The organism is Shouchella sp. JSM 1781072 (genome assembly GCF_041949915.1).
Lineage (GTDB): Bacteria > Bacillota > Bacilli > Bacillales > Bacillaceae_D > Shouchella.
Genome location: NZ_JBHFQE010000001.1, coordinates 242588 through 264989 on the forward strand (window position 1 = coordinate 242588; position 22402 = coordinate 264989).

A 22402-nucleotide genomic window follows, 5' to 3' on the forward strand; every position below is an offset into this window, starting at 1 on the left:
CTAATGGACTGTTCTTCGCTCTTTTTTATTTTACTGCGTCTTTTAGTTGTTTACCTGCTTTGAATGCTGGTGTTTTTGTAGCAGAAATATCAATTTCTTCACCTGTTTGTGGGTTACGCCCTTTTCGAGCCGCACGCTCACGAACTTCAAAGTTACCGAAGCCAATTAATTGAACTGTTTCTCCTTTTTCAAGGGACTCTGCGATAAGATCAAACATACTATTAACTGCTGTTGTCGCATCTTTCTTTGAAAGTTCAGCTCTGTCAGCAAGTGCATTAATTAATTCAGTTTTATTCATAACGAACACTCCTTAAAACGTATATGTTAAGTACTGGTACCATCTTACCCAGCCTACATAAGTTTATACATGATTATTGTTTTTTTTCTGCAACTGATGAATGGTTGCATTAATTTCAGCGCCAATAATCAGGATAATCCCCGTTAAAAAGAACCAAAACATGAGAATGATCACACCAGCAAGTGGCCCATATGTACTCTCAAAGTTTGAAAAATCACTAACATAGAGAGAGAAGAAAAAAGAAATTAGCTGCCAGGCTAATGTAGCCACAACTGCACCTGGTAACCCGTCCTTTAATTTTAGATGCTTGTTCGGCGCAATACGATACAAAACCATTAACGATAAAATCATGACCGTAACCGCAACAACCCAGCGTAGATTATCAATCATTGAAATGAATTCAGAAGGAACTGATAAGAAATTCTCTAAGAAATCAAGAATTAAACTACCAAAGACAGGTAGTGCAAGCGTGATGATAATGACAATAATCATTGCTAGGGTTAGAATAATTGCCGTTCCGCGTAACTTTAAAAAATGTCGTGTTTCTTCAATGTTGTATGCACGATTGACAGAACGTATAAATGAGTTAATGGCGTTTGAAGCCGACCAAAGTGTACCTATGATCCCAATTGAGAATAGTCCTATTTGTGGTTCACCAATTGTATTTAACACAATCTCACTAAAGGTTTCGCCAATTTCGCCCGGGAAAAATTCCGTAATGGTGTTCGATACTTGTTCATTGTCTATATCAAAGAAAGACACTCCTGCAAGCACAAAAATCATTAACGGAAAAATGGCAAGTAAGAAGTAAAAAGATAAAGTAGCTGCTAAATCAGGAATTGGATCTTTTTTGATCTGTTCAACTAATAGCTTAAAAAATGGACGGAATTTCATGTACGCCTCCTAGATAGGTAAAAATTACTTAGCAAATTCATTATAAAATTAAATGAAAGCTTCGACAGGACAGACTGCTATCCTTTATACTATATACGAAGATGAAAGGAGAGTGTACCATATGCCATCAGTAGAAAGCTTTGAGCTTGATCACACGATTGTAAAAGCACCGTACGTTAGACATTGTGGGACGCACAAAATTGGGACGGATGGAGAAGTGAACAAGTTTGATATTCGCTTTTGTCAGCCTAATAAGGAAGCATTAAAGCCTGACGTGATTCATACGATGGAACATTTATTAGCAATCAACATTCGCCGCTTTTCTGAAGAGTACGATCACTTTGATGTCGTTGATATTTCTCCAATGGGATGCCAAACTGGTTACTATTTAATTATGAGTGGAACACCAAGCGTCGCTGAAATAATAGATGTCCTAGAAAAGACTATGACCTATTCTCTGCAAACAGAACAAGTTCCTGCTGCTACGGAAAAAGAGTGTGGGCAGGCTGTGCTTCATGATTTAGAAGGAACAAAAGAGAGAATGCGCAAGTGGCTTGCAGAGGACAAAGAAAGTTTAAAACAAGTATTCTAAACCATTTGTTCTAACGATCAAAAACGTTTAATTAAAACAAGAGCTAACGAGTTTCGAGAGCCTCAATTGGTTCATCTCGTAGCGCTTGTTTTTCTTTATATGAAAGAAGTCTGAAATCTTCGTTCTTATTAGTCCGTTATCCAATCTCGGCATAAACGTGTATCGGCTTTTAATATGTTTTCAAAATGATGCAGGGCAACATCTGTGTCTTTTTGTGTGAAACTAGCGATGCCGTCTGCTGGAATACAAAGCTCGTATTCTAATGTATACGCATCATTGGCTGTAAACTGCACACACATGTTTCCAACAATTCCCGTTAACATAAGAGTCCGTACGTTTAGATGCTCAAGAAGAAGGTGGAGAGGTGTGTCAAAGAAACCAGAGAATTTAGGTTTAATAATGGAATAATCATCTTCGCTTGGCTCAAGCCGCGCGGCGATAGAGGAACCGAGCTCCTTGCTTGTTTTAATATCATAAACAAGTTGATTAAAGTCCGATTTCCATTTGCCATAGTTGTCGTTAACATATAAAATGGGACAACCTTTCTGTTTCATCACGTTTTTAAGGGCAAGGATGTTTTCAGTAATCTCTTTTGTTTGGGGGTAAATATCAGCTCCGTGTTCGAAAGAAAGTGGGTTAATCATGTCGATAATAAGTAGTGCGGTATGTTTATCCATGCTTTTCTTCAGCTCCTAAAGGGTCCCTTAATTTAAAACAGGAGTTTGGGAATTTCCTATGTTATGATTAGGATAAACAAACAAACTATAATTACTCTAAAGGAATAGCGTAAGATGAGGAGCGATCACCGTGTTTGATAAGAAATCAGTTGAGATTTTGCAAATTATTGAAGCAAATGGCCGAATTGAATCCGAAAAAATTGCGAAAATGGTTGATCTAACGGCAAAAGAGGTTGACACATATATTACGGAACTTGAAGATAAGAACGTAATCCTTAGTTATTCAGCTGTTGTAGACTGGGCTAAACTGCCGGTTCAAGAAACTGTGACAGCCATGATCGATGTGAAAGTCGCGCCGAAGCGTGGTGTAGGATTTGATGAAGTGGCTGAACGTATTCACCGTTTTCCAGAAGTAAGGGCGTTGTATTTAATGTCAGGTGCATATGATTTATCTGTTGTCGTTGAAGGGAAAACGATGCAAGAAACGGCTCGGTTTGTATCCGAACGATTGTCCACCATTGATTCTGTTCTATCGACAACAACTCATTTTCAATTAAAGACCTATAAGCATGATGGAGTTATTTTTAAAGAACCAGACGAAGATCGTAGAATCGTGGTGACGCCGTAATGAAGGATACAGTCGTAAAAAAAGAGCGCCTCTCACAAAAAGTATCAAGTATACAGCCGTCTGGTATACGACGTTTTTTTGATTTAGCATCGAAAATGGACAATATTATTTCCCTTGGTGTGGGAGAGCCTGATTTTGTCACGCCTTGGAATGTCCGAGAAGCAAGTATTTCGTCCCTTGAAAGAGGTTTTACAGCGTATACGGCAAATGCTGGACTGCCGGAGCTGCGTGTAGCCATTTCTCATTACATGGAGCAGCGTTATCGCGTGCGCTATAACCCTGATGAAGAGGTTTTAGTGACGGTTGGTGCAAGTGAAGCAATTGATATAGGCATGCGCGCGATTTTAGATCCTGGTGATGAAGTGATCATTGTTGAACCAACGTTTGTTTCTTATGCGCCGCTTGTCTCTCTTGCTGGTGGTGTGCCGATTTCAGTTGGTACGAGCGCAGCGAATCATTTTGAAGTTGAGCCAGTGGATATTGAAAAAGCCATTACAGATAAAACGAAAGCCATTATGATTTGTTATCCGAACAATCCAACAGGTGCATCGTTAAGCAAAGAAAAGCTTGAGCAAATTGCTGCGATCGTGAAGAAGCATCAATTACTTGTATTCTCTGATGAAATTTATGCAGAATTGTCCTATGATGAGGAGCATACATGCTTTTCCACTTTACCTGGCATGAAAGAACAAACCATTGTTATTAACGGTTTTTCAAAAGCATTTGCGATGACTGGATGGCGACTTGGATTTGTGCTTGCTCCACCAGATTTGCTGCAAGCGATGTTGAAAATTCATCAGTATAGCTTGATGTGTGCCCCGACAATGGCGCAATACGGTGCGTTAGAAGCGCTTGAGCACGGTATGGAAGATATTGAGAAAATGAAGCTATCCTACCAGCAACGACGAAATTTCTTTGTGAAAACAGCAAATGAAATTGGGCTGCCTTGCCATAAACCAAGCGGGGCATTTTACGCATTTCCGTCAATTGAACATACAGGCTTGTCGTCTGAAACGTTTGCGGAGAAGCTTTTAATAGAAGAACGCGTTGCTGTTGTACCAGGCTCGGTTTTTGGTGCAGGCGGAGAAGGACATATTCGATGCTCCTACGCAACATCTCTAAAAAATTTAGAAGAAGCGTTAACGCGAATTGGACGCTTTTTAGAAAATCACAATTGGCAAGCAACGAAATAAACGAACAATAGGACAAAGAAAGGGATGTAACGGATGAGTATCGTACGAGACCACCAACCATTGATTCACTGTATGACAAATGCAGTTGTAACGAATTTTACGGCAAACGGACTATTAGCAGTTGGGGCGTCGCCTGTGATGGCCTATGCAATAGAAGAAACACACGAAATGGCGACGGCAGCGGATGCGCTATTGTTAAACATTGGGACGCCATCTGAGACAGTTGTGGCGTCAATGATTCATGCTGGTCAAGCTGCCAATAAAAAAGGGATTCCGGTTATTCTTGATCCAGTTGGTGTCGGTGCGACGACGTTTCGAAATCAGATCGTTGCTCGCATTTTAGAAGAAGTAAACATTTCGCTTGTTCGTGGTAATGCAGGTGAAATAGCTGCGGTTTTAGGTGAAGCAGGGACTGTTAAAGGCGTTGACACGAATATTAAGACAGATCCAGTCGCTTTAGCAAAAAAAGCAGCAGAGCAACTACAGACGGTTGTCGTTGTAACCGGAGAAAAAGATGTTGTCACAAACGGAAAGCAAATCGTACAAGTATCAAATGGACATGAATGGCTTACCCGTGTTGTGGGAACAGGTTGTTTACTTGGTGGTGTGCTGGCAGCATATCTTGCAGTAAATGGGAAAGACTTTGTAAATGCCGCAGCAAATGGTTTAGCTTTTTACGGAGTTGCTGCCGAGCGAGCGTATGCGAAAGCAAATGAGTATGGTGTTGCCTCGTTCCAAATGGAATTTCTTAACGAGCTAAGCATGATCAAGGAAGAAGAAGCAGAACCATTCTATCGAATTGAGTGGTTATAATAGAGGAGTTAAGCATGATTAATCAATTGAATTTACACGTATCCCCCCAAATAAATGAAAACCTCGAAAAAAAGAACATTACAGAGCCGACACCAATTCAACAAGCTGTGATTCCTAAAGCATTGAAGGGTGAAAGCGTGATGTTTCGTTCGCAAACAGGTTCAGGAAAGACATTAGCATATGTCCTCCCACTTTTAGCAGCAATTGAAGCAGATCAACAAACGATTCAGGCTGTAATTGTGGCTCCTTCGCAAGAGTTGGCTGTTCAAATTGAATCGGTCATTAAAGAAGTGACGGCTCAAACAACATTGTCATCGATGGCGTTTATTGGTGGGGCGAATGTGAATCGCCAAGTTGAAAAGCTAAAGAAAAGTAAACCACATATTGCAGTTGGGACACCAGGTCGCTTAATGGAGCTAATTCGACTGAAGAAAATTAAATTGGCAAATGTCCGCATGTTTGTTCTTGATGAAGTGGATCGATTAGTCGAGGAACAAGAATCGTGGAAAGACGTTGAGGAGCTTGGAAAACGTTTAGGCTATAACGTCCAAGGACTATTTGCTTCTGCCACGATCCCTAAAGGGTTGGAGGACAAGCTTAAAGTGTTTTCACCAAACGTAGAAAAATTGGAAGAGAATACGTCGACTTTACCAGAGCAAATTGAACATCTTGCCGTCATGATTGAAGAACGAGATCGAATTGACACCGTTCGTAAAATTGTTCACGCTGAAGAGATCAAAAAAGGCATTGTGTTTGTCAATCATTTAGATCGGTTGAATGAGACCGTTGAAAAACTACGCTACCGTAAAATTGAGGCTGTCGCATTGTCTTCTGAACAAACGAAAACAGATCGAGAACAAGCTATTGCCCGGTTTAAAAGCGGTGCAGCATCGATTTTAGTGGCGACAGATGTTGCTGCAAGAGGAATTGATATCGAAAAAGTATCTCACATTATTCAGCTTGATGCCTCTCGATCGTTTGAAAGCTACCTTCATCGTGCTGGACGAACAGGGCGCGTTCAAGAAGATGGAAAAGTAATCTCTTTGTTAAACGGCCAAGAACGTTACCTTAAAGAGAAGTATGAAAAGTATTTAAACATTCGTGTGAATGAAGTCTTTTTAAAAAATGGGACGCTAATCAGCGAATAAACGTGAACGGACTTTGCGCTATAGAGAAACCTATGGTAAAATTAGTTGGTTAAATCATTGTTTAGGAGTTGTATATGAATGTCTAATTACGAAGAAGGTAGCATTATAGAGGGAAAGGTAACGGGAATCAAACCTTTCGGAGCCTTTGTAGCAATCGATGAAAAAAAACAAGGTCTCGTTCATATTTCTGAAGTCGCTCACGGATATGTGAAAGATATTGCAGATGTATTAACAGTAGGAGACGAAGTGAAAGTAAAAGTCATGTCCGTTGATCAAGAATCTGGAAAGATTTCTTTATCAATCCGTGCAACGCAAGAGGCGCCTGCTCGTCCACAAGCGAAACCACGTACACCAAACGCTGGCGGCGGAGCGCGCAAGCCTCAAGCAGCTCAGCAGAAACAACAAGGCTTTAATACACTTGAAGATAAACTTAAAGAGTGGTTAAAGCAGTCAAACGAAATTCAAGCAGATTTAAATAAGCGCGCGAAGAAATAAAAAAAGCAGCTAGTGAAAACTAGCTGTTTTTATCGTTGTGGCTCCACTTCATGGTCGCGGCCTAACTCTTCTTTTGGTTTCATTAGAATCGAAATGGCATAAAGACCAGCTAAACCAACTAAAGCATAAATCACGCGCGAAATAGCTGACGCTTGACCGTTAAATAGGAAAGCGACGAGGTCAAATCGGAAGAAGCCGATTAATCCCCAGTTAATCGCGCCGATGATGGCTAATACTAATGCTGCTTTTTGAATTCCACTCACTTAAAAGCACCTCCTTTTGTTTTGCACATCGATTGAGATGTACTCTTCTTAGATTGGATGGAAAACACGTGATTATTCTAGGCGATGACTACCAATAAAAGTGGAAATAAAATTAGGTTGTTATCTTTGCGTATAAAGGACAAAAAAGCTACGATTAAAGTGGATCAATTTTAAAAGGAGGCTCCTTCATGGACGCTTTTACATTTTATAACCCGACTAAATTAATTTTTGGACAAGGCAAAACAGAAAATTTAGCAGATGAACTCGTTGTATACGATCGCAATGTACTACTTGTATACGGTGGCGGCAGTATTAAGAAAAATGGCTTATATGATACGGTCATGCAACAATTGGAATATGCAGGCTGTAACGTCACGGAATTGGCTGGTGTCGAGCCTAACCCGCGCTTAAAGACTGTTCGCAAAGGGATTGAACTTTGTAAAGAGCACTCGATCGGCTTTATTTTAGCTGTTGGTGGTGGAAGCGTGATTGATGCAACGAAAGCCATTGCTGTAGGCGCACGGACGGAAACAGACGTCTGGGACATTATTACAAAAAAAGAACTCGCAGAAGATGCCCTTCCGTTCGGTACGATTTTAACGTTAGCAGCAACCGGATCAGAAATGAATTCCGGATCGGTCATTACAAATTGGGATACCCATCAAAAAGTCGGCTGGGGCTCAATTTTTACGTTCCCGAACTTTTCTATTTTAGATCCAGAAAACACGGTGTCTGTGCCAAAGGATCAAACCGTGTATGGCATCGTTGATATGATGACCCATGTATTAGAAGCGTATTTCCACCCAGCTGAAAATACGCTCTTGCAAGACCGTATATGTGAGTCGATTCTTTTAACGGTTATGGAAGTTGCGCCAGACTTGCTAAATGATTTAGAAGACACGGATTTACGTGAAACGATTCTTTATAGTGGCACCATGGCGCTTAACGGAATTACACAAATGGGCGCGCGGGGCGACTGGGGTACACATAACTTAGAGCACGCTGTATCTGCCGTTTCCGATATTCCTCATGCCGGTGGATTAGCAATTTTATTCCCGCACTGGATGCGTCATAGCGTTGATGTAAATCCAGAGCGCGGTGCACAACTTGCCGAGCGTGTTTTTGGTGTAGATCGTACGGGCAAAGAAGATCGTGATGTTGCTTTAGAAGGAATCGACAAATTGTCAGCGTTCTGGACAGCTTTAGGGGCACCATCAACGTTAAGTCATTATGAAATTACAGAAGATCAGCTTGAAGAAATTGCAGACATCGCGAGTGCAAATGGCTATTACGGCAACTACCACAAAATTGGTAAGCCAGAATCGTTAGAGATTCTCAAACAAGCCCTGTAAAATAAAGAAGGCAGCCAATTTTTGGTTGTCTTTTTTCATTACGTATTTCTCATTCTGTAACAAGCTATTTCCGTGTATAATAAACGGGAAGGAGAGTGAAGGGTTTGGCAAAAACACGTGTAGGAATTATTTTTGGTGGAAAATCAGCTGAACATGAAGTATCGCTTCAATCAGCAAAAAACATAGTCGACGCGATCGATAAAGATCGGTTTGACGTTACACTTATCGGTATTGATAAACAAGGCCAATGGCATTTAAATGAAGCCTCTAATTTCTTATTAAATGAAGACAATCCAGCTTTAATTGAGCTTAATAAATCAAATGAAGGGATTTCTTTTTTACCTGGAAAAGAATCCAATCAACTCCAGCCCGTTAATCAACATACGGCGCTTGGACAGCTAGACGTAATTTTTCCAATTGTACACGGAACGCTTGGAGAAGATGGGTCTCTACAAGGAATGATGCGAATCGCAAATTTACCATTTGTTGGTTCAAATGTTTTAGGATCTGCAGTGAGTATGGATAAAGATATCGCTAAGAAACTTCTTCAAGCAGAAGGGCTTCAAGTAGCGAACGGGGTAAGCTTTAATCGTTCAACGAAAGCATCTATTAACTTTAATGAGATTAACGAATCTTTAGGGATGCCGGTCTTTATTAAGCCAGCCAATCAAGGCTCATCTGTTGGCGTTAGTAAGGCGACAAATGAAGCTGAACTTCAGGAAGCTGTAGAATCTGCTTTTTCCTATGATCATAAAGTTTTAATTGAAGCAGCAGTTGTTGGAAGAGAAATTGAATGTGCGGTTCTTGGGAATGATGAACCAAAAGCAAGTGTATGTGGAGAAATTTTGCCACAAGACGGTTTCTATTCGTATGATGCGAAATACATTAGCGAAGATGGTGCAAAACTTGCCATTCCAGCAGAACTTTCAGAAGATGTTAGCGCACAAATTCAAGAAATTGCTAAACGTGCTTATCAAGCTTTAAATTGTGAAGGGTTAGCACGAGTAGATGTTTTCTTAACAGAAGATCATGAAGTAGTGATTAATGAAATTAACACACTCCCAGGGTTCACAAAAATCAGCATGTATCCAAAGCTTTGGGAAGAGAGTGGGCTTTCCTATCAAGATTTAATTTCCACGCTGATCGATTTAGCGATTGAACGTCATGAACAAGATAAGCTGTTAAAGAGCTCGGTTTTTGACCGCTGATTACTTGTGTTTTTCGCCTCCTTTCGGTACATTAATGAAGTACCGAATATAAGGAGGCTCTTTTTAATGGCACATATTCAATTCGATTATAGCAAAGCACTTTCCTTTTTCGGAGAGCATGAGATGAAGCATTTGCAAGATCAAGTAACAACTGCACATCAAGCCCTTCACGAAAAAACGGGAGCAGGGAATGACTTTTTAGGGTGGATCGACTTACCAGTTGATTATGATAAAGAGGAATTTGCACGTATACAAGAAGCAGCTAAAAAAATTCGTAACGATTCAGACGTATTACTTGTTGCCGGAATTGGTGGTTCCTATTTAGGGGCAAGAGCAGCAATTGAAGCGTTAAACCATTCATTTTTTAATGTCCTATCAAACGAACAGCGTAACGCGCCACAAGTCATTTTTGTCGGACAGAATATCAGTTCAACCTATATTCGCGATTTATTTGACTTGCTGGAAGGGCGCGACGTCTCTGTAAATGTTATTTCGAAATCTGGCACAACGACGGAGCCAGCTATCGCATTCCGTATTTTCCGTGACTTCTTGGAAAAGAAGTACGGTAAAGAAGAAGCGCGTACACGCATTTATGCGACAACAGATAAAGAAAAAGGTGCACTAAAAACGCTTGCGAACGAAGAAGGATACGAGTCATTTGTTATTCCTGATGACGTTGGTGGACGTTTCTCTGTTTTAACTGCTGTTGGACTTTTACCGATTGCTGTATCTGGCCTTAATATTGAACAAATGATGAAAGGTGCTGCAGATGCGAGAGATGCGTATGCTTCACCTAAGCTTGAAGAAAACGAAGCATACCAATATGCAGCAGTTCGCAATGTTCTATATAACAAAGGGAAGACAATTGAACTTATGGTGAACTATGAGCCGCAGCTTCACTTTGTTTCAGAGTGGTGGAAGCAACTATTTGGTGAAAGTGAAGGAAAAGACCAAAAAGGCATTTATCCTGCCTCAGTAGATTTTTCTACAGATCTTCACTCAATGGGTCAATATGTGCAAGATGGACGTCGTGATTTATTTGAAACTGTCTTACATGTTGAGAATGTGGACAAGCATATTGAAATTGAAAAAGCAGAGCAAGATTTAGACGGATTAAATTATCTTGCTGGGGAAACAATGGATTTTGTGAACAAACAAGCGTTTAAAGGGACGATGCTCGCTCACACAGATGGCGGTGTTCCAAACTTAATCGTGTCGATTCCAAAGCTTGATGAGTACACATTTGGCTATCTTGTGTATTTCTTTGAAAAAGCGGTCGCAATTAGTGGCTACATGCTGGGAGTCAACCCGTTTGATCAACCGGGAGTAGAAGCATATAAGAAAAATATGTTTGCTTTACTCGGAAAGCCCGGCTTCGAAAAAGAAAAAGAAGAACTTGAAAAACGTCTATAAACAGGGAAAGCACGGGTGATGGTTCATCCGTGCTTTTTTGATGCATAAGTTTTTCGAAGGCTCACACACTAATCAATAAAAACGATTAGGAGCGGTCATATGATTTATGTATCTTCAAAAATTGAAGGCAAAGAAGTGAAAGCAAAAGAATTAGAGTCATTATTAACGCCTCTTGGTTATTCAATTGGTGGAAATTGGGATTATGATCATGGTTATTATGATTATAAGCTAGCAGAAGAAGGGGGCTATACATTTCTTCGTTTACCGTTTACAGCAGTAGAAGGAGAAGTTGGCTCAAGCCATGCTGTATTTGAAATGGGGAAGCCGTATTTACTAAACCATGTCTATCAAGATGGAAACACAGATGAAGGCATAGGAGGCTACATCCCCCCTGCGGTTGATGGACTAATTAACCAATTTCAGCGACCAATTGATAAAGATGGGGAAGTGGACGAGAAATATGTCGACGTCGCCAAAAATTTAATAGAAGAAGTTGAACAAACCTTTCAACTGTAACTATTGTTTGCGGTCCCTCTAAGTTCTTGCTAAAGTAGGAAGAGAACGTGGAGGGATAACAATGACTGATGCAATTATTCTTGCTTTTGCCGTCTTTTTCGGATGGATTATTTTAGACGTTGCGAAAACAAAAAAAGTAACAGGGGAATTAATCATTCAAGCTGGCTTTGTTGGTGTGATTGGCGGGTTGATTTGGTATGTAATTGGTGTGTTGTTAGGATAGGCTTTATTTCGTTTTAGGTATTCGGTTTCGTTTGTTACGGTTGCGCTCTTTTACGATCCCTCGAATGGAACCGCCAATAAATGAGCCAAGGACAATGGCAAAAATGGAACCCCGAACTTCGCTTATATCTCCTAATAGCCATATCAATAGTAAATATAAACTCGTTGAACATATAGAAATGACAAACCCATGACCTATTACGCGGAACACACTCATCTACAGCACCTCAATCTTTATTTAAAATAAGGAGAAAGACAAAAATGTTAAAAAGATCACAACTGTAAAAATCAATGTAGTAATGAACCATCGCTTTACGCTCGGTTCGTTTTTTAAAGCAGAATCAATAATAACCATTAACAAAAACATGATAATAAAGAGAATGATGAATGTGAAAAATAAAATCACTCCGTTCAACTCCTAAGCAAGATCAGTTAGATTTCCGCTTATTGAAAATCCTTGGAATCAGCAATGTGTGGGTTAAAAAAAGCGCTACAGCGATAGCGAGCGCATTTATCCACTTTACATGATCATCGTAAATGAGAGATAAGACGAAGTAAACACTACCGCTTATCATCGCTAAAATCAATGCGTCAATCCATTTGTTAAACCGAACCATCTTTTTATGCCCCTTTTGTTTCTTCTCGTGCTTTGTTATTCAATACCCGTGATGATCACGATTAAACAGACGGTTTCCACGATGAAAAGCGCTTGTCGCGTTGAGGCTATTTATGATATATTATGAAAGTAGTATCAAACTCATACATATTCGGGGCCTTAGCTCAGCTGGGAGAGCGCTTCGCTGGCAGCGAAGAGGTCAGGGGTTCGAGCCCCCTAGGCTCCACTAGTTAGTGTAAAACACTTCCTCACGAGGAAGTGTTTTTTTAATTTCTTACGTATCCCGTCTGTGCAGATGAGATGTAGTTCAATTTTGTCATTTCATCTTATTTTGCTATACTTAATTGAGAAAAATAAACATGAAAATGAATGTTTTTCGCAAAAAACAACCGATTTATGAAAAAAACAAACAAATTAATGTTGACTTATGTCGAATAATGTTTTAAATTAACAATGAAAGGTGTTATAAATGAACATGAAAGCACAAGAACGAAAAAGCGTCATTCAAAATCTTTTAGAATCAAATGGAAAAGTGGAAATTGAAGAGTTAGCGGAGCAATTGAACGTATCTCAGATGACCATTCGTCGTGATTTAACGCAGTTAGAAGCAGATAACCAAGTGATTCGAACACCTGGAGGCGCCGTTCCGCAAAAAGCTTTGATTCGGGAAACACCTTATGCAAGAAAAGAAGTCGAACATTTAGATGCAAAGAAAGAAATTGCAAAAAAAGCAGTGTCACTGATTGAATTGAATGCAACCATCTTACTTGATTCAGGAACCACGACACTTGAAGTGGCTCGTCTCATCAAAGATCGTCAAGATTTAACCGTAGTCACAAATGATATTAAAATAGCTGCTGAACTTGTTCATTCATCTGTTACATGTATTGTAACAGGTGGTGAAGTGCAGGCAGAAGTTGGTGCTTTATACGGGAGTCAAGCGCAGGCATTGATTGAGTCCATTCACGTTGATTTATTTTTACTCGGTGCGCATGCGGTTAATTCGTTATCAGGAGTGATGGCACCGACCCTCGAAAAAGCAAAAATGAAGCAACTTATGATTCAATCTGCGCGAGAAACATGGCTCTTATGTGATTCTAGTAAATTTGCGCAACAATCGTTTGCTCATGTTTGCAGACTAGATCAAGTTGAAGGAATTATTACCGATTCAGATATAGCATTACATGAGCTTGGCCAATACCATGAAAAGATCGTACAAGTGTAAGAATGGAATAGAAAGGGGGCATGCAAGATGAAAGTTGGCGTGATCGCAGACGATTTAACAGGCGCCAATGCATCTGGTGTCAAGCTGGTGAAACAAGGTTTTCAGGCAACAACCATTGTTCATAGTGCAAGCTTACCAGAAAATAGTTATGTCGATGCCGTCGTGATGGACACGGATAGCCGATATATTGACGAAGCTATTGCGAGCCAGCGTGTAGGGCGAGCGATGAAAGAACTTCAAGCTTGGGGAGCTGATGTGTTTACGAAACGAATTGACAGTACATTTCGTGGAAATATTGGCGCTGAAATTGACGAAATGCTCTCGCATATGGCTGAAGATGCAATAAGCATTGTGATGCCATCGTTTCCAGAGTCTGGACGAACAATGGCAGGAGGCTATCTATTATTAGATGGGGTGCCGTTGCAAGAAACGTATGTTTCCAAGGATCCGATTGCTCCAATAACAGAATCGTTTATTCCCGATTTACTAGCAGAAAAAACAAGGCATCAAGTTGGATTTGTTTCATTAAGCACAGTAATGAAAACGGAATCAGCTATAGAAACGGCTATTCAAAAGGAAATCACTCAAGGCAATCGTGTCATTATTGTTGACGCGATGACCACGGAACAAATTGAAAAAGTAGCGCTCGCATTAACAATGCTTGAAAGACAAATCCTTTGTGCAGATCCAGGGCCATTAACAGCAAATTATGCCCGCGCTATGTTGCAGCAAGAAAACCAAAACGGCACGATTCTCGTATCGGTTGGAAGTGCAACGAGCTTAACAGGAGAACAGCTTACGTATTTAATCGAAAAGACAGGGTCAATCCCTGTATATGTTGATCCAGCGATGTTGGCTAGTTACAGCAGTACGTGGGATGAAGAAGTGGAGCGTGCGACAGAAGCTGCCCTAGAACAAGCAAAGGTAGATCGTGTTCTTATTGTGACGACTCATAAAAGCGGTCAAAAACTCGTCCCATTGAAAGCCAAAGCTGAGCAAGAAGGCAAAAGTCAAGATGCGCTGGCAAAGCGAATTACAGATGGACTTGCCACCATTAGCCGTAAAGTATTGACGCAAGAACAGTTAACGTTTGCAGGTTGTTTTACAAGTGGAGGCGACGTAACCGCTTCTGTCTGTGCTTTAGGAAGAGCGAACGGAATTGCTCTTAAAGATGAAGTCATGCCGCTTGCAGCATATGGAACTTTTGATGGCGGGTATTTTGATGGACTACCTGTTGTAACAAAAGGTGGACTGATCGGAGATAAAAAAGCGATCTATGAATGTGTGAAATTTATTGATCAAGCAGCGACAAAAATTGGAGGATGATGAATGATGAAACCAGTTATTGCGATTACGATGGGAGATCCAGCAGGAATTGGACCAGAAATTACGCTAGGGTCACTAAATAAACAAGAAATTTACGATGTGTGTACGCCGGTTGTAATCGGAAATGCACGAGTGTTGGAAAGCTTGTTTTCTGTAAAAGAAGTAGATTTCAAGATTAACAAAATAGAAAAAACAAGTGAAGCGAAAGGTGAATTTGGGACGATTGATTTAATTGATTTTCCAGATTTACCAGAGTATGAATTTGGTCAAGTGAACGGAAATAATGGAGAAGCTGCTTTTGCCTACATTAAACATGCGGCAGAGCTTTGTCGAGCAAATGAAGCGCAAGCCATGGCGACAGCGCCGATTAACAAAGAATCATTAAAAGCAGGTAACGTTCCTTACATCGGTCATACGGAAATGCTTGCCGGTATTGCCAATATCGATGATCCGCTAACCATGTTTGAAGTACGTAATATGCGAATCTTTTTCTTAACTAGACATTTATCGTTAAAAGATGCGATTGGTCAAATGACAAAAGAGCGTGTGCATGATTATTTGGTTCGCTGTGATGCAGCACTACAAAAGCTAGGGGTGGAAAAGCGAACTTTTGCAGTCGCAGGCTTAAACCCACATAGTGGAGAGAATGGTTTATTTGGGACAGAAGAAATGGACGAAATTAAGCCTGGCATTAAACTCGCAAAAGAGAGCGGGATTGACGCAGTCGGACCAGTTCCAGCAGATTCCGTCTTCTTCCAAGCGCTAAATGGGCGTTATGATGCGGTTTTATCCTTATATCATGATCAAGGACACATCGCAGCAAAAATGACGGATTTTCACCGCACGATTTCCATTACAAACGGTCTACCATTTTTACGTACGTCCGTTGATCACGGTACGGCGTTTGATATTGCGGGTCAAGGGATTGCAAGCTCCGTCTCAATGGAAGAGTCCATTAAGTTGGCAGCTAAGTACGCACCACATTTTGCAGGAAAAGAGTAAAGCATTTATGGAGGGCTGTTAATCAGTCCTTCACTCTTTATTAACGATTAAAGCGCTTACGCGTTTAGGGGGATAGGGTTATGGACGTATCTGGTACGCAAATGATACTCGGACTTGCAATTGCAATAGTTGTGTTAATTTTCTTAGTCGTAAAAACAAAGGTTCACGTGTTTTTAGCATTAATTATTGCTGCATCTATTACAGGTTTAGTAGGAGGAATGACGCCAACTGCGGTCGTTGACGCCATCACAGAAGGCTTTGGTAATACGTTAGGATCCATTGCCATTGTCATCGGTTTTGGTGTGATGATGGGTCGAATTCTTGAAGTCTCAGGAGCGGCTGAACGACTCGCTTATACAGTCGTGAAGTGGTTAGGAAAACGAAAAGAAGAGTGGGCGATGGCGGTCACTGGTTATATTGTTTCGATTCCCATTTTTGTTGATTCCGCCTTTATTATTTTAAGCCCATTGGCGAAAGCGTTATCAAAGAAAACTGGCCGTTCCATTGTTACACTGGCCATCGCTTTAGCAGGTGGTGCGGTTGTCATTCATAGTGCGGTGCCACCAACACCAGGTCCACTCGGAGTAGCGGGAATCTTTGGGATTGACATTGGCTGGATGATTATTACCGGGATGTTGTTTGGGATTCCGATTGTTATCTCTATGGTGTTATACGCGAAATGGCTTGGGAAGCGGATTTATCAGTTACCAAGTGACGATGGACTTGACTGGATTCGCCCTGAAAAAGAAGTAACAATTGAAGAGTGGATGGAAGAAAAAGAAAGTAAAGACTTGCCTTCACTACTACGCTCGGCTTTACCAATTTTTGTCCCGGTGTTCTTAATCTTCTTAAATACGACGACCTCAGCGATGGAATTGTCTGGTATGTGGGTAGAATACGTACAATTTTTTGGAGCTCCAATTATTGCAGTAGGTATCGGGGTACTACTAGCAATTTATGGATTATTCGGACATGTTCGACGTTCAGAAGCACTTGATCGAATGGAAGAAGGAATTAAACAAGCAGGTATTGTGTTACTCGTTACCGGTGCAGGTGGGGCATTAGGATTTGTTCTTCGTGCAACGGGCGTTGGCGACCATATTGCAGAAATTGTCGTAAATACGGGAATCCCGGCGATTTTGTTACCGTTTGTTGTTGCTACGCTCGTTCGTTTCATTCAAGGAAGTGGAACGGTGGCAATGATCACAGCCGCGTCCATTACAGCACCAATTTTGTCAGGTATGGATGTAAACATGGTGCTTGCAGCCCAAGCAGCGGCACTTGGTTCTCTGTTCTTCTCTTATTTTAACGATAGTCTATTCTGGGTCGTAAACCGAACAATTGGGATCAAACAAGCGAAAGAACAGATTCTCGTTTGGTCTGTTCCGACAACGATTGCCTGGTTTGTGTCACTAATTATGCTTATTGTTGCAGACTTTTTCTTTTAAAATTTTGCTCACATTCATACGTGGATGTGAGCTTTTTCGATTTTCACCGCTTGCATAAATATCCTAACCCTCTGGCATGATAAGAAAAGATTGCGAGGTGAGTGAATTGAGATCCGTAACGATGTTGCAACTATTTCCGTTAATTTTATTATCGAGTGGATTAATGAATCATGTCATTATGATGCCAATTCTTTTGCAATTCGGTGAGAAAGACTCATGGATTGGGGTCTTGGTAGCATCGGTTTTTCTTCTTATCTGGGTGCCACTCATTGTATTTATAAGTAAGCGAACAAAACAAGAGCATATCGTAGATTTTATAAGTGCTCGTTCGTCTAAAGTGAGTACTTTTTTATTCGCATCCTTCATGTTTATTTATTTTACAGTTTATGGTTACGTTACGTTATTTTCAACCATTAGTTGGACAACAAATACATATTTAAAATTAACGCCGAATCCTGTGTTAGCTCTTCCATATTTATTGCTTTGCGGGTTAGCTGCGTATTATGGGATTCGCACCATAGCCTTTACAGCAGGGATCTTACTTCCAATCGTTGTGTCATTTGGATTTCTAGTTGGGATTGGCAATATAAAAGAAAAAGATTATACCTTATTACTGCCTGTTTTCGAAAATGGTGCGAATGCCATGTGGATAAGTTCTTTTTTTGCCATATGTGGGTTTGCAGAAATTGTTTTTATCTTGTTTCTTCAACACCGTTCACGAACCAAGTTGAAGAAATCGCATTTATACGTGCTAGCTTTTCTTTTATTTGGTCTTGCCCTAGGTCCACTAGTTGGTGCCATCACAATTTTTGGAATTGAAGAAGCGCAACGAATGAAATATCCTGCATTCTCGCAATGGAGAATTTTAGAGTTGGGAAAATATTTAACCCGGTTAGATTTTTTCTCGATTTTTCAGTGGGTAGCTGGGGCTTTCACTCGACAAGCAGTTGGTCTATACGTTGTGGCAGATTTATTAGGTAAGCAAACACCGAAAGCACGATTTTTAACGATCATGACTCTATGCTTCTTACTATGGTTAACGTTGTTTCTTCCTTTTAATGAGCCCGTTTTCACGATTTACTTAAGTCGATTTTACATGCCGTTTTCGTTTGTCTTTGCCTTGATTGTGATCGCTTGGCTGTGGCTAGTAAGCTTCAAAAAAGTGAAAACACCTAAGAAAAGGAGGGATCAAAATGGCGCATCCTTCTAAAGCGTTCATACAATCGCTTAAAAAAGAATTAGCGGTTAGTGATGACATCATCATTGAGCGCATCGTTCTTCAAGAAGACCCAGTTTATGCAGTCGAACTCATTTACTGTCATTCGATTGTGGATGTAAAAACGCTAAAAGAAAAAGTCATTCCAGCTATTTATTCATTGTTTATTCAAACTGGAGATGGTTTCTTACAACGACAATCCGTGGTGAATCATCTTCAGGCTAGTCCTGTAACCGCTGAAACTTCAGAAGAAACGATAAAAGACGTGTTTTCAGGCTATGTGTTCGTGTTTGATCAACATGACGATACATTAGTGAAGCTTGAACTACCACATTTCCCTAAAAGACAACCTGAGGAATCAAATACGGAAATCTCATTCCGTGGTCCACGAGATGGATTTACAGAAGATGTAGAAGAGAACATCGCGCTCGTTCGAAAACGACTTCGCACAAGCGCATTGGTAAATGAATCCTATACCGTTGGTAAAAGAGGGCAAGTACAGCTTTCTCTACTTTACATGAAGGATATTGCTCGTGAAGAAGTATTGAAAGATGTACGGCAGCAAATCGAAGCGATTGATACAGATTCCGTATTAAGTTTAGCAGAAATCGAAGAACGATTAACAAATACAAAATTTACATTTTTTCCGCTAACTGTTTTTTCAAGTCGACCTGATTTTGTTTCAGCTTGTTTAGAGAATGGCCGGTTTGCCGTTTTAGTCGATGGGTCACCTGGAGCAGTTATTGCACCAGTTAACCTCATGTTCGTGTTAAAAACAGCAGAAGACTTGCACAATTCGTTTCTTTTTGTTTCATTCCAGCGGCTTTTACGGATAACTGGACTACTACTCGCTCTTTTTTTACCGGGATTATGGATTGCGTTAAATTCATTTCATGTCGATCAACTGCCGCTTCCATTCTTAGCAACCATTTATGTATCTCGGCTTGGTTTGCCTTTGTCGTCAACATTAGAGATTTTCTTAATGATTGTGTTGTTTGAGTTGTTTAGGGAAGCTGGAACAACACTGCCAAAATCTGTTGGCCAAACCTTAGCAGTAGTTGGAGGTTTGATTATTGGGGATGCGGCCATTCGAGCAGGTCTTACATCACCAACGATGCTTGTAGTAGTTGGATTAACGGTCGTATCAACCTTTGCCATTACAAGTCAAGTTTTATCAGGAACGGTTTCCATCATTCGCGTGTATATTTTAATCCTCTCCGCTTTTTTAGGAATGTTTGGGTTTTGCATTGGGGTCATCTCCATCATTGTGTACTTAGCAAGTTTAGAATCATTTAGCCTTCCGTATTTGTCGCCGTTATCACCGTTTAATAAAAAAGATTTTCTGTCTGCTGTTATGGTCAAGCCATGGGAGTGGCGTAAACGGAGACCAACGACATTAAAAACCGTGGATTCAACGAGGAGGCGATCTCGTTGAAGAAATGTTTCTTTCTCGTTTTTTTAACTATGATCACGTTAAGTGGCTGTTGGGATGCTATTGATTTGCAAGATATCCAGTACATCACGGCACTTGGAATTGATTATGACGAAGAATCAGCTGAATATATTGTATACGGAGAGTCTATTAATTTCGGGCAATTGTCTGTAAGTCAAGAAGGAAGACAAGAAGCTGAATCTGGGGCATGGGTCGCGGTATCACGGGGGAACACGATACTAATGGCTCTCGAAAATTTCAACTCTAAATCAAACCAAACGCTTCACTGGGGGCATGTGATGGTGATTGTGTACGGAATGAATGCGTTGGAACATGAATCGATTGTGGAAATAAATGAAGGGCTGTATCGGTTTCAACAGATTCGCACAACACCTTGGGTATTCGCGACAAGTGAAAAACTAGAAGATATTTTACTTGTCACAAATATGTATGGCGATACAGTGCATACCATTTTGTTTAATCCAGACTCTGTTTACAAAGAGCGCTCTATTATTCGACCAATGTCTTTACATCAGTTAATGCGAGCGTATGCAGAGAAAGGTCGTTCGGCGACGCTGCCAAAGATTGATATTAATGAAAAAGAATTAGAAGATAATACGGGCAAGAAAAAAGATGCCTTACATGCAAATGGAGCAGTTTTATTAAAGGGCGGAAAAAGCCCGAAAATCTTTGATGACTATCAGCTATCAGGGCTACGGTGGCTTGATTATCATACGGTTAATACGCCTCTTCAGCTTTATGATGAGGGAAAAACGATAGCGGCTTTAAATATTATTCGTCCGAAAAGTATCATTCGCTCAGAAGTAGTTGATGGCAACGTGTATTTTGATGTCAGTGTGGACATTAATGCATCGCTTTTAGATTTTCCACCTGATGAAACCCTAGGTGCGTCTCGAACTGTAGATGAAATTCTTGACCTTATGAAAGAAAAAGTGGAAAAACAAATTAGGGATACGTATATGCTTGGTTTAGAGCATGGCAAGGATGTCTATAGCCTTGAAAATCATTTATACCGGAGTCACGTGCGCGCATATAAACAAGTTGAAGACACTTTTCAATTAAGAGAGGACTCGCTTCGTACAATTACGGTTCACCCGACTATTGAACATACAGGGGAGTATGAATTTTATCGAGATCGGGTTCCAAAAGCGGAACAAGAGCGTTGAGGAGAGACAAAATAAGAGCAGGCGATGCCTGCTCTTATTTTTGCATGAAGCTTTCTGTTAATGGGGGAACCACTTGTTTTTTTCTTGAAACAACACCAGGCAATGGAGCGACATGTTGATCGAGTGTCGTTTGGAACGCTTGTTCAAAAACCGCCACTTCTTTACCCATTGTCACGGCGGTGGAGTTGTTTTCAAGAATGTCCGTGATGATTAAAACATACAAGTCCAATTGTTTGGAATCAATGACGGCTTGGATCTCTTTCTCAAGTTCGCTCTTTCTAGACAAAATATCGGTAATGTCTACGGTGTTGACTTGAGCAATTTCCACTGCATAATCGTTCATTGAGAATTCTTTTGCATCAATTGACAATAGTTCTTTTGATGTTTTGCTTGAAACATCTGCACCTGCTTTTAACATGGCGAGTCCGTATGTTTGGGCATCAATATCAGCTAGTTGTTCAAGTTCTTTCGCTACCGCAATATCTTCATCAGTACATGTAGGTGATTTGAAAAGTAAAGAATCAGAAATAATAGCAGAAAGCATAAGACCCGCAATTTGTTTAGGGATTTTTACGTTCTTTTCTTGATAAATTTTATAAATGATCGTTGCGGTACAACCAACAGGTTCTGCACGATAATAAACAGGATCGGCTGTTTCGAAATTTGCGATACGGTGATGGTCAATGACTTCACGTACATGAACATCATCAATATCGTCCACACTTTGTTGACGCTCGTTATGGTCGACTAAAATAACGTCGTTTGTTTCGTTTGAAGCAGATTCAATATAACGAGGTGCTTCAACGCCAAATGTTTCTAATGCGTGAGCCGTTTCCCCGCTTACATCACCTAACCGAACAGCCTCGACTTGAAAACCAAGCTGTGTTTTTAAGTCTGCATAGGCAATCGCAGAACAAATTGTATCCGTATCTGGATTTTTGTGACCAAAGATTAATAGGTTCGACATGAAATTTGACTCCTTTTATACAAAATTACGATCAATCGTATCATATCACGATCACTAGGGAAAGGTTAAGTCAAGCATTGTTCAGAATGACAAAAAATCAGATTTGTTGCTGATATACTTTGCATTACGCATTAAAAAGCGTATAATAGAAGAGATGTGAACAGGACAAGTGTTGTTCAAGATTTAGCCATAACTTCTTGACAAGGAGACGACAGATTTGTCAGATGCTTTTCACGCTCACACTTTATGATAAACTATAGCTATTCATTAA

26 protein-coding genes and 1 tRNA gene are annotated in these 22402 nt (G+C 40.4%); 19 read left to right on the plus strand and 8 right to left on the minus strand.

The window, feature by feature from the left end:
- Positions 1–25: 25 nt before the first annotated feature.
- Both ACE1TH_RS01280 and ACE1TH_RS01285 read right to left on the minus strand, forming a co-directional pair.
- Positions 26–298, minus strand: coding sequence for an HU family DNA-binding protein (locus tag ACE1TH_RS01280; RefSeq protein ID WP_099301612.1), 273 nt, complete (start codon positions 296–298; stop codon positions 26–28).
- 63 nt (positions 299–361) lie between these two features.
- Positions 362–1192, minus strand: coding sequence for a YihY/virulence factor BrkB family protein (locus tag ACE1TH_RS01285; RefSeq protein ID WP_375078250.1), 831 nt, complete (start codon positions 1190–1192; stop codon positions 362–364).
- Between the two features lie 121 nt (positions 1193–1313).
- On the opposite strand from ACE1TH_RS01285, the gene ACE1TH_RS01290 reads away from it, so the two are divergent.
- Positions 1314–1784 carry an S-ribosylhomocysteine lyase gene (locus tag ACE1TH_RS01290; RefSeq protein WP_375078251.1) on the plus strand — a complete coding sequence of 157 codons (471 nt, stop codon included), beginning with the start codon at positions 1314–1316 and terminating at the stop codon, positions 1782–1784.
- A 128-nt stretch (positions 1785–1912) separates the two neighbouring features.
- On the opposite strand, the gene ACE1TH_RS01295 is transcribed toward ACE1TH_RS01290, so the two are convergent.
- On the minus strand, positions 1913–2461 hold the full coding sequence (locus ACE1TH_RS01295; protein WP_375078252.1) for a cysteine hydrolase family protein: 549 nt from the start codon (positions 2459–2461) through the stop codon (positions 1913–1915).
- Between the two features lie 130 nt (positions 2462–2591).
- On the opposite strand from ACE1TH_RS01295, the gene ACE1TH_RS01300 reads away from it, so the two are divergent.
- The 5 genes from ACE1TH_RS01300 to yugI all read left to right on the plus strand — a co-directional run bounded on the left by ACE1TH_RS01300 (position 2592) and on the right by yugI (position 6738).
- Positions 2592–3089 (plus strand): Lrp/AsnC family transcriptional regulator, encoded by a 498-nt coding sequence (locus ACE1TH_RS01300; protein ID WP_099301608.1) that lies wholly within the window; start codon positions 2592–2594, stop codon positions 3087–3089.
- On the plus strand, positions 3089–4282 hold the full coding sequence (locus ACE1TH_RS01305) for an aminotransferase (RefSeq protein WP_375078253.1): 1194 nt from the start codon (positions 3089–3091) through the stop codon (positions 4280–4282). The genes ACE1TH_RS01300 and ACE1TH_RS01305 overlap by 1 nt, the downstream gene beginning before the upstream one ends.
- A gap of 33 nt (positions 4283–4315) precedes the next feature.
- A complete protein-coding gene (thiM, locus tag ACE1TH_RS01310) occupies positions 4316–5095 on the plus strand; it encodes a hydroxyethylthiazole kinase (protein ID WP_375078254.1) in 780 nt (259 codons plus the stop codon).
- Positions 5096–5109: 14 nt separating this feature from the next.
- On the plus strand, positions 5110–6243 hold the full coding sequence (locus tag ACE1TH_RS01315; protein ID WP_375078255.1) for a DEAD/DEAH box helicase: 1134 nt from the start codon (positions 5110–5112) through the stop codon (positions 6241–6243).
- 78 nt (positions 6244–6321) lie between these two features.
- Positions 6322–6738, plus strand: coding sequence for a S1 domain-containing post-transcriptional regulator GSP13 (yugI, locus tag ACE1TH_RS01320; RefSeq protein ID WP_099301604.1), 417 nt, complete (start codon positions 6322–6324; stop codon positions 6736–6738).
- A gap of 29 nt (positions 6739–6767) precedes the next feature.
- Here the strand turns inward: yugI and ACE1TH_RS01325 are convergent, their stop codons facing one another.
- The gene (locus ACE1TH_RS01325) at positions 6768–7001 is read right to left on the minus strand and encodes a DUF378 domain-containing protein (protein WP_099301603.1); all 234 of its coding nucleotides are present in this window, start codon (positions 6999–7001) and stop codon (positions 6768–6770) included.
- 188 nt (positions 7002–7189) lie between these two features.
- Between ACE1TH_RS01325 and ACE1TH_RS01330 the strand changes: the two genes are divergently transcribed.
- From ACE1TH_RS01330 to ACE1TH_RS01350, 5 genes are all read left to right on the plus strand, one after another.
- Positions 7190–8353 carry an iron-containing alcohol dehydrogenase gene (locus tag ACE1TH_RS01330; protein ID WP_375078256.1) on the plus strand — a complete coding sequence of 388 codons (1164 nt, stop codon included), beginning with the start codon at positions 7190–7192 and terminating at the stop codon, positions 8351–8353.
- A gap of 104 nt (positions 8354–8457) precedes the next feature.
- Positions 8458–9561, plus strand: coding sequence for a D-alanine--D-alanine ligase (gene ddlA / locus ACE1TH_RS01335; RefSeq protein WP_255223735.1), 1104 nt, complete (start codon positions 8458–8460; stop codon positions 9559–9561).
- Positions 9562–9627: 66 nt separating this feature from the next.
- Complete coding sequence (locus tag ACE1TH_RS01340) at positions 9628–10974, plus strand: glucose-6-phosphate isomerase (protein ID WP_375078257.1); 1347 nt, start codon at positions 9628–9630, stop codon at positions 10972–10974.
- Positions 10975–11073: 99 nt separating this feature from the next.
- Positions 11074–11490, plus strand: a complete 417-nt coding sequence (locus ACE1TH_RS01345; RefSeq protein ID WP_099301599.1) for a YugN-like family protein — start codon at positions 11074–11076, stop codon at positions 11488–11490.
- A gap of 61 nt (positions 11491–11551) precedes the next feature.
- The gene (locus ACE1TH_RS01350) at positions 11552–11713 is read left to right on the plus strand and encodes a hypothetical protein (protein ID WP_255223733.1); all 162 of its coding nucleotides are present in this window, start codon (positions 11552–11554) and stop codon (positions 11711–11713) included.
- A gap of 3 nt (positions 11714–11716) precedes the next feature.
- On the opposite strand, the gene ACE1TH_RS01355 is transcribed toward ACE1TH_RS01350, so the two are convergent.
- From ACE1TH_RS01355 to ACE1TH_RS01365, 3 genes are read right to left on the minus strand one after another with little or no spacing between them, the layout of a single operon-like run.
- Positions 11717–11929 carry a hypothetical protein gene (locus ACE1TH_RS01355; protein ID WP_141556763.1) on the minus strand — a complete coding sequence of 71 codons (213 nt, stop codon included), beginning with the start codon at positions 11927–11929 and terminating at the stop codon, positions 11717–11719.
- 21 nt (positions 11930–11950) lie between these two features.
- On the minus strand, positions 11951–12118 hold the full coding sequence (locus ACE1TH_RS01360) for a hypothetical protein (RefSeq protein WP_176554285.1): 168 nt from the start codon (positions 12116–12118) through the stop codon (positions 11951–11953).
- 22 nt (positions 12119–12140) lie between these two features.
- Positions 12141–12329 (minus strand): hypothetical protein, encoded by a 189-nt coding sequence (locus ACE1TH_RS01365; protein WP_099301598.1) that lies wholly within the window; start codon positions 12327–12329, stop codon positions 12141–12143.
- A 152-nt stretch (positions 12330–12481) separates the two neighbouring features.
- Here ACE1TH_RS01365 and ACE1TH_RS01370 point away from each other — a divergent pair.
- From ACE1TH_RS01370 to ACE1TH_RS01405, 8 genes are all read left to right on the plus strand, one after another.
- Positions 12482–12554, plus strand: a tRNA-Ala gene (locus ACE1TH_RS01370).
- Between the two features lie 243 nt (positions 12555–12797).
- Positions 12798–13553: a DeoR/GlpR family DNA-binding transcription regulator gene (locus tag ACE1TH_RS01375; RefSeq protein ID WP_306345939.1), complete on the plus strand. Its 756-nt coding sequence runs from the start codon at positions 12798–12800 to the stop codon at positions 13551–13553.
- A 27-nt stretch (positions 13554–13580) separates the two neighbouring features.
- The gene (locus ACE1TH_RS01380; RefSeq protein ID WP_255223668.1) at positions 13581–14879 is read left to right on the plus strand and encodes a four-carbon acid sugar kinase family protein; all 1299 of its coding nucleotides are present in this window, start codon (positions 13581–13583) and stop codon (positions 14877–14879) included.
- A gap of 3 nt (positions 14880–14882) precedes the next feature.
- The gene (gene pdxA, locus ACE1TH_RS01385) at positions 14883–15881 is read left to right on the plus strand and encodes a 4-hydroxythreonine-4-phosphate dehydrogenase PdxA (RefSeq protein ID WP_255223667.1); all 999 of its coding nucleotides are present in this window, start codon (positions 14883–14885) and stop codon (positions 15879–15881) included.
- 80 nt (positions 15882–15961) lie between these two features.
- The gene (locus ACE1TH_RS01390) at positions 15962–17329 is read left to right on the plus strand and encodes a GntP family permease (protein WP_099301595.1); all 1368 of its coding nucleotides are present in this window, start codon (positions 15962–15964) and stop codon (positions 17327–17329) included.
- Between the two features lie 106 nt (positions 17330–17435).
- Positions 17436–18539 (plus strand): GerAB/ArcD/ProY family transporter, encoded by a 1104-nt coding sequence (locus ACE1TH_RS01395; RefSeq protein WP_255223666.1) that lies wholly within the window; start codon positions 17436–17438, stop codon positions 18537–18539.
- The gene (locus ACE1TH_RS01400) at positions 18523–19980 is read left to right on the plus strand and encodes a spore germination protein (RefSeq protein WP_375078258.1); all 1458 of its coding nucleotides are present in this window, start codon (positions 18523–18525) and stop codon (positions 19978–19980) included. The genes ACE1TH_RS01395 and ACE1TH_RS01400 overlap by 17 nt, the downstream gene beginning before the upstream one ends.
- Positions 19977–21164: a Ger(x)C family spore germination protein gene (locus tag ACE1TH_RS01405; protein WP_255223664.1), complete on the plus strand. Its 1188-nt coding sequence runs from the start codon at positions 19977–19979 to the stop codon at positions 21162–21164. The genes ACE1TH_RS01400 and ACE1TH_RS01405 overlap by 4 nt, the downstream gene beginning before the upstream one ends.
- A 34-nt stretch (positions 21165–21198) precedes the next feature.
- On the opposite strand, the gene ACE1TH_RS01410 is transcribed toward ACE1TH_RS01405, so the two are convergent.
- Complete coding sequence (locus ACE1TH_RS01410) at positions 21199–22131, minus strand: manganese-dependent inorganic pyrophosphatase (RefSeq protein WP_255223663.1); 933 nt, start codon at positions 22129–22131, stop codon at positions 21199–21201.
- Positions 22132–22402: the final 271 nt, after the last annotated feature.

Excerpts from the sequence above, each read along its gene's own strand:
- thiM (WP_375078254.1), top strand. The coding sequence starts at position 4,316 with ATGAGTATCGTACGAGACCACCAACCATTGATTCACTGTATGACAAAT.
- ACE1TH_RS01380 (WP_255223668.1), top strand. The coding sequence starts at position 13,581 with ATGAAAGTTGGCGTGATCGCAGACGATTTAACAGGCGCCAATGCATCT.
- ACE1TH_RS01340 (WP_375078257.1), top strand. The coding sequence starts at position 9,628 with ATGGCACATATTCAATTCGATTATAGCAAAGCACTTTCCTTTTTCGGA.
- ACE1TH_RS01390 (WP_099301595.1), top strand. The coding sequence starts at position 15,962 with ATGGACGTATCTGGTACGCAAATGATACTCGGACTTGCAATTGCAATA.
- ACE1TH_RS01280 (WP_099301612.1), bottom strand. The coding sequence starts at position 298 with ATGAATAAAACTGAATTAATTAATGCACTTGCTGACAGAGCTGAACTT.
- ACE1TH_RS01305 (WP_375078253.1), top strand. The coding sequence starts at position 3,089 with ATGAAGGATACAGTCGTAAAAAAAGAGCGCCTCTCACAAAAAGTATCA.
- ACE1TH_RS01365 (WP_099301598.1), bottom strand. The coding sequence starts at position 12,329 with ATGGTTCGGTTTAACAAATGGATTGACGCATTGATTTTAGCGATGATA.
- ACE1TH_RS01400 (WP_375078258.1), top strand. The coding sequence starts at position 18,523 with ATGGCGCATCCTTCTAAAGCGTTCATACAATCGCTTAAAAAAGAATTA.
- pdxA (WP_255223667.1), top strand. The coding sequence starts at position 14,883 with ATGATGAAACCAGTTATTGCGATTACGATGGGAGATCCAGCAGGAATT.
- ACE1TH_RS01345 (WP_099301599.1), top strand. The coding sequence starts at position 11,074 with ATGATTTATGTATCTTCAAAAATTGAAGGCAAAGAAGTGAAAGCAAAA.
- ACE1TH_RS01355 (WP_141556763.1), bottom strand. The coding sequence starts at position 11,929 with ATGAGTGTGTTCCGCGTAATAGGTCATGGGTTTGTCATTTCTATATGT.
- yugI (WP_099301604.1), top strand. The coding sequence starts at position 6,322 with ATGTCTAATTACGAAGAAGGTAGCATTATAGAGGGAAAGGTAACGGGA.
- ACE1TH_RS01330 (WP_375078256.1), top strand. The coding sequence starts at position 7,190 with ATGGACGCTTTTACATTTTATAACCCGACTAAATTAATTTTTGGACAA.
- ACE1TH_RS01290 (WP_375078251.1), top strand. The coding sequence starts at position 1,314 with ATGCCATCAGTAGAAAGCTTTGAGCTTGATCACACGATTGTAAAAGCA.
- ACE1TH_RS01315 (WP_375078255.1), top strand. The coding sequence starts at position 5,110 with ATGATTAATCAATTGAATTTACACGTATCCCCCCAAATAAATGAAAAC.
- ACE1TH_RS01295 (WP_375078252.1), bottom strand. The coding sequence starts at position 2,461 with ATGGATAAACATACCGCACTACTTATTATCGACATGATTAACCCACTT.
- ACE1TH_RS01350 (WP_255223733.1), top strand. The coding sequence starts at position 11,552 with ATGACTGATGCAATTATTCTTGCTTTTGCCGTCTTTTTCGGATGGATT.
- ACE1TH_RS01285 (WP_375078250.1), bottom strand. The coding sequence starts at position 1,192 with ATGAAATTCCGTCCATTTTTTAAGCTATTAGTTGAACAGATCAAAAAA.
- ACE1TH_RS01375 (WP_306345939.1), top strand. The coding sequence starts at position 12,798 with ATGAACATGAAAGCACAAGAACGAAAAAGCGTCATTCAAAATCTTTTA.
- ACE1TH_RS01410 (WP_255223663.1), bottom strand. The coding sequence starts at position 22,131 with ATGTCGAACCTATTAATCTTTGGTCACAAAAATCCAGATACGGATACA.